This is a genomic window from Micromonospora avicenniae (assembly GCF_900156065.1).
GTDB classification, from domain to species: domain Bacteria; phylum Actinomycetota; class Actinomycetes; order Mycobacteriales; family Micromonosporaceae; genus Micromonospora; species Micromonospora avicenniae.
This window is the reverse complement of record NZ_FTNF01000026.1, coordinates 72,829-78,828: the sequence shown is the minus strand read 5'-3', so window position 1 is coordinate 78,828 and position 6,000 is coordinate 72,829. Positions and strand designations below refer to the sequence as shown.

Sequence of the window (6,000 nt, the reverse complement as noted above, 5' to 3'; positions counted from 1 at the left end):
CGCTTCATCGACCCGGCGTGGTTGGTCGAGTTCGAGATCGACGCCGTCGTGGCGACGAGCGACCGTGCCGCCGCCCCGGCGTCCTGATCTGCCGCGATCCGCGCGATGGCCGCGCCCGACGCAGGCGCGCTGTCATGCTGATGAGCGGATGCCGAGGAGCGTCAGCCTTTGTGTGATCATCGGGATGCGTGCGCGGCGACGACAGGCGAGGAACACACGATGACGGTTGATTGGGGTCGGCTTCAACACGCGTACGGCTGGGCCACCGATACGCCGAAGCACCTGCAAGCGCTGGAGTCCGGCGACGCCGAGGCTCGCGCGGCGGCGCTGAACCACCTCGACATCGCCGTGCTGCACCAGGGTTTTCCCGAGACGGCGACCGCGCCGGTCGTCCGGGCCCTGACCACGCTGCTCGCCAACGGGCGTGCGCACCCGGACACAGTCGAATCGCTCCTGCAGTTCCTGGGCGACGCGGCCCTGAGCGTGACCGGCCTGGCCGACGATCGCTACTTCGCCGAGGTGCTGCCGGACCTTGCTGACGCGCTCGCGGAGGCGTACCCGGTGGTGCTTCCGCTGTTCGTGGCATCCCCGCCGGACCGGGCCCTGTTCCGCGCAGAGAATTTGGTGGCGATCGCCCGGACACCGCGCCTTGCGGACCGGCGGGAGGAACTAGCCGTTCTTGTCCTGCAGTGGGCGGAACGCAATGCCGGGCCGCAGGCGGATTGGGTTCACTGCCTCGGCCGGCTCGACGTCGACGTCGACGTCCGCGATCGGCTCACCGACCTGGACCCTGCGGTACGGCTGCGGGCTGCGCTGGCCCACGAGGACGACCCGCGGAGCCGGGAGCTTATTCTGGCCGCGTTGGCGGACCCGCCGCCCCCTGGGTTGCATCGATCCGAACTGGTCGCCGCGGCGATCCGCATCGCCGTCGACTTCGAAGCGGTCGCTGCGGCGGCCTGCCAAGTGGCCAGGCGGGACAGTTGGACCGGCTTCGACGATGGCTGGGGGGCGTTGGTGCGGTTCGCGTTCCCCACGCCGTATGGGAAGGGCCGGCCGCTGACCGAAACGCAGCGTGTGCTGCTTCGGGCCCTTGTCGCAAACGACCAGCTCTGGGACGCGACGAACGGAAGCTGCAGTCTCGTCTTCAGGCAGGCCGGTTTGCCGCACAGCCGGGCGGGGTGCCGCCGGCTGGCTCAATAAGCGAGCAACTCCGCCTCCTGCTCTCGGCACGAAGGCGTCGGTGCCGGACCGCCGCAGTGGTCATGGATCGCTGGCATACAGCGAGGCCGGCTGGACCCGGCCGGCGTTCGATGATCGGGTACACGCTTCTGCCGCGATCCGCGCGATTCGGACGCCAGGACAGTCACCCTTAGTAACCGTGATCTCGGCCCCGACTCGGGCAGCGATAGTCGTTGAAGTCCATGGTCAGATCGAGGGTAGAGCGCCTGTCCTCCGGGATCCGCACCGTTAAACATCGTCACGGACCCGTCCGCGTTCGGCTGTACCCGGTTGGGCACGTTGACCCGACGCCGACAGCACGGTCCGGCTCGACCCACACGGTGCCGATGAGAGCAAGAGACGGAGCCTTTTTGTCGTTGGGGCGGCTCTCCCGGTGGGAGAGGTGGGGTCGGTCAATCGACCGATCCGGAGTTGGCCGCCGGGTGCTGCCGATTTTTGCCGGCGGGGTGGCCGTTACGGTGGCCCGCGCTAGTGGTGCCTCGCTGGTGCCAGTGCCGGCGCACGGTCCGTTCCGACTTGCCGATTCGCGCAGCGACCTCCGCTGGCTGCAGCGCGGGCTCGCGGCGGCGCCAGTAGGCGACGGCGGACGCGGTGTCAGCTATCACGGCGACATCGTGCGATGGATCCGTCAGGCCGTGACCGCTGGTGCCCTCCGCCGCTGACGGTGCGACGATACCCTCTGCCGGCGTGGGAGTCACCTCGGCGTTCGTGACGGGAGCCGCTTGCGGCGCCGTCACGGACGGCGGCGGGCCTGGTGCCTTGGCCGCGCGTGCGACGGCCGGTCTGCCGGTCCCGGCGGTGGGCGATTTAGCGACGTCAGCTGCCAGAACGTTGCCAGGATCGCGCTTGGTGATGCCGGGTTGCGGCGCTGCCGGGTCGTCACCGCCGTCAGCGCCGCTGCTGTCGGACGGCGCAGTAGGGGCGTGCTGAGGCGAGATCGGACGACGAGGGGCTGTCGCCGGCGCGGCGGGGCGCCCGGGATCCGCGCGTCGGTAGCGGCCTGTGGAAGGTGCGGCGACGGTGGCCTCACCAGGGGCCGACAAGGCGGAGACCGCGGCCGCAGGTGCCCTGGACAGTTCGGCAGTGGTCGCGAGAGCCATGCGCGTGGATGCGGCTCGTATGCGAGCGGTGATTTCGACGAGGCTGACGCTGGCGACGAGAACGAGGCCGTCGACGGAGATGGGCAGCAGGTAGGCGGCGCCGTAGCCGGTTTCGCCGTAGCGGGCGGCGACGCCGACGAGGTGCCAGTACGACACCCAGGCGGCGATGAGGGCGATGGTCGCGGCGGCGGTGATGCGGATCGCGCCGAGGTACCAGCGGTGGTGGGGCACGCGGGAGATGAGCTCGACGGTGAGCAGTAGGGCCAGGGGTGGCCACGCGGCGATGATTTGGCTGATCGGGTTCGGGCGGGCGTGCAGGACGTTCGCGGCGACCGACGCGGCGACGCCGAGGACGAGAGTGGCGCGTACCGCCCACCGCAGCCGCCGCAGTTGCTTACCGCCGAGGTGCGCGCCGTCGGCGGTGGCGACGCTGGCCAGGGTGTCGGGGCTCATGCGGACGCTCCGTCGTCAGAAGGGCGTGGGTTGCGGGGGCTGCGTCGGGGTTGTCGCAGGTCGGTGGCGAGGCGGTCGGCCAGGGCGAGGGTGTCGTCGGAGACTTCCGCGTCGATTTCGGCGAGGCGTCGGGTGAGGGTGCGGCGCAGCGCGCGGATGGTGTCGAGGTTCCCGAGGCGGGCGTGGGCGCGCATCGCCTGCTGGTACAGCACCTCGGCGTAGGGGTGGTGGGGCAGGGCGGTTTCGCAGACGGCGGCTTGCTCGGCGGGCTGGTCGGCGAGTTCCTCGAGGAGAGCGGTGGCGGCGTCGAGGGCTTCGCGTTGGACGGCGTGGCGGTGGGGTTCGAGCCATTCGTAGTCGCAGCCGTCGGCCAGGGGTCGGTAGGTGGCCACGGCGCGGCGCAGTGCCTCGGCGCGTTCGGTGTGTGATCCGGCGGTGTCGGCGGCGCGGATCGCCGCGCGCATGCGCCACAGGTCGAGGTTGAAGCGGTCGGTGTTGAGCTGGTATCGGTGGTGGGTGCGGGTGAGGTAGGTGCCGGGTCCGGCGTTGTGTCGCAGTACGGCGCGTAGGTCTGAGATGTAGGTGTGCAGGCGGTGCATGGCCTTGCTGGCGGGGGCGTCGGGCAGCAGGTCGTCGAGGATGGCCTCGGTGGAGGCGTCGCCGTCGCACGCCGCCAGGTACACCAGCAGTTCCATGGACTTGGCGCGCAGGGCGCGCCGCGGGTCGGCGCCGATGATGGCGGGTTTGCCGAGGACCACCACCTCGACCGCCTCGTGCTGCGGTGCTGCCGGCGGTGGCGTCTCATCAGTGTTGGCGGCGGGCGCGTCGATCGCGGGCATGGACTCGCTGCTGCCCTCGGCGGCGGTTTCACCGTCGATTCGGGCCGCGACACTGTCGTCGGCGTGAGCGGGGGCGGCGGTCATTTCCGGGGTGGGCGCGGTGGCGGTTACGCCGGCAGTGGGTGGGCATGCTTCGCGACTGGCGGCGTCGCTCGCCTCGTTCGGGTTCCGCGCGTCGGTGTCATTCCGCTCGTCGTCGGACGTTCCAGGCGAGGGTGTAAGGGTGATCTGGGGCGCTGGTGTTGATGATGACGGCCGGTTCGCGGCGGGTGCGTTATCGGCGCCGCTTGGTGGCCGAGAGTGGGCTGAAGCTTCGGCGAGAGCGGATGCGGGCAGGTGGCCGGTGTGCGATTCGGTCAGGGTCGCGAGGATGTCTAGGGTCTCGGCGGGGTTGAGCACGGTGAGACGGCTGACGCCGGCGGCGCGGGGGCCACGTGGCGAGTCATCATCGGCCGGGCTCACCCCGCCATCGGGGGTCACGTGGATGCTGTCGCCGTCGGACCATCCGCCGAGCAGCACCCCGTGGATGTCCAGGTGTTGACCCTGGGCGAGCAGGGCGGCGACGCGGACGCGCTCGTGGCGGCCGATGGGCCCGGCCAGCAGCATGACCGGCGGGAGGGCTTCCTTGTAGGGGTCGGCGGCGCGCAGCTCGTCGACTGTGCGCACATCGTGCTGATCGAGCAGCCGAGCCCGGTACATCGCATGGTGCTCGACGATTGCCAGGGCCTCGGTGAGGTCGTTAGTGACGGTCATCCTCGGGGTGCGAGGCAGGTTGATGGCGGCGACACCCAACAGGGCTGTCGCGGTCGCCGCCGGAATGACGACCTGGGTACGGGCATCGGGCGTGGTGTCGGCTGCCAGGGCGGCGATGAGGAGCCCGCGGGCGGCGGCCTCCGCGCCGGGCCCGATCAGGCCTAGCCCTGCCGGCGGCCACGCGGCTAGTGGGTACGCGAGAGCCGGCACCAGGTCGCCAGCATCCGGCGCATCGTCGTCACGGCTGGCCGACCCTCGGGAACCGTCCTCAGTGGGGGCATTGGCCTGGTGAAGGCCAGCTATGTCGCTGAGCTGGGTGGGCTGCGTGCCTTCATCGACAGCCTCGTCGGCCGGATGTCCGGCGTCCTGGTGCGCCATGCCGTTCCCGTTGGCGACACGGCGGAGGCCGTGGCGGATTTGCTGTACCACGTGAGGCATGGGCCTGAGGTCCGCGTCGTCGAGGCGGGGCCGCGTCGAGGGTTTGCCCGGCACGTAGCGGCGTTGCCGGTGTGCCCAGACCAGCGCGACCGCGGCAGCGATGGCCAGCGCGACACCGAGGTCGAGCCAGCTACCACTGGGCAGCCGCACGCCTCGCGTGGTCTCCCCCGCCTCGTGGCTACGGTTCGCTGCGGAGTCAGCGGCGTCGGCGCCGTTGCCGCTCACGCAATCAGGTTCGGTCGCACCGTTGCTGCCTGGCGTCGGGGCGGTGGTGTTGGCGGAGCCTGGCGTCGGGCTCAGGGTCGGCCCGGCCGGCGGGCGCATGTCAGTGCCATCGGGTGGTGGCGGGTTGGGGCTGTCGGTGGAGGGCCACCGCGGCGTTGACCCCGGGCCGGGCTGTCCCGGGTCGTCGGCGGGCAGTTTCAAGGTCCACCCGGGGCGGATGACGTTCGGGTCGCGCAGTGTGCCGCCGACGTCGGGGAAACGGTGACCGCGGTTGAGGGCGAAAATTTCCGGCCACCGGTCGGCGTCTCCGAGCTGACGCTTGGCGATTTTTGACAGGCTGTCGCCGCGCTCGACGGTATAAACGGATGGCTGGCCTGTTGATCGCGTCTCTTGCCGCTCTCGGTCGCTCTGGGCGGTGGCCGTGGATCTTGCCGCGCTGGCCTGCGCGTCACCGTCGACGGTCGCGGCAGCGGCGGGTGGGCCGGCGTGCGCGGCGGCGCCCGCGACGGTGGTCACGGCGGTCGTCCCGAGCAGCGCGGCGGCGAGACCCTGCACAGGCCCCGGAAGCCGGAACGCGGGTGTGGCGCGCAACCGGCGGGCCAGCGCCGTGTAGGCGCGCATCAGGACGGCCGTGGCCAGCAACAGCCACAGCACGAGCACGCCTCCTCCGGCCAAGACCATGATGAGGTCAGGGCCCATCGGCTCGGCGATCCACTGCCGGACAGCGGCCGATGACGGCACCTCGGGCACCCACACGCCAGCGCCGGCGAAGACGATGGGCACGGCTGCCGTGCACAGCACAGACGTGACTACGGCAGGAACAACAGGTCGTGACGTCACCTAGCCTCCTTCGCCCGCAGCTGGCGCCCAGCGGTCCAAGGCGGATGCCTACGGGTCCCGGCTGAAGCAATGCGGTGACGCTACGGCCGTCGATGCCGCTGGAGATCGAGATG

Annotated in this window: 3 protein-coding genes; 1 reads left to right on the top strand and 2 read right to left on the bottom strand. The window is 71.0% G+C overall.

Going from position 1 to position 6,000, the window contains the following annotated elements:
- Nucleotides 1-219 precede the first annotated feature (219 nt).
- Nucleotides 220-1,200, top strand: coding sequence for a hypothetical protein (locus BXA10_RS26680; RefSeq protein WP_076473602.1), 981 nt, complete (start codon nt 220-222; stop codon nt 1,198-1,200).
- Between the two features lie 431 nt (nt 1,201-1,631).
- On the opposite strand, the gene BXA10_RS26675 is transcribed toward BXA10_RS26680, so the two are convergent.
- Nucleotides 1,632-2,792, bottom strand: a complete 1,161-nt coding sequence (locus BXA10_RS26675; RefSeq protein ID WP_076473601.1) for a DUF2637 domain-containing protein — start codon at nt 2,790-2,792, stop codon at nt 1,632-1,634.
- Entirely contained in the window at nt 2,789-5,797 is a 3,009-nt protein-coding gene (locus BXA10_RS26670; protein WP_245828532.1) for a BTAD domain-containing putative transcriptional regulator, read from the bottom strand. The genes BXA10_RS26675 and BXA10_RS26670 overlap by 4 nt, the downstream gene beginning before the upstream one ends.
- Nucleotides 5,798-6,000: the final 203 nt, after the last annotated feature.

Bases quoted from the DNA above. Each gene is read 5' to 3' on its own strand.
- BXA10_RS26680 (WP_076473602.1), top strand. From the start codon at position 220: ATGACGGTTGATTGGGGTCGGCTTCAACACGCGTACGGCTGGGCCACC.
- BXA10_RS26675 (WP_076473601.1), bottom strand. From the start codon at position 2,792: ATGAGCCCCGACACCCTGGCCAGCGTCGCCACCGCCGACGGCGCGCAC.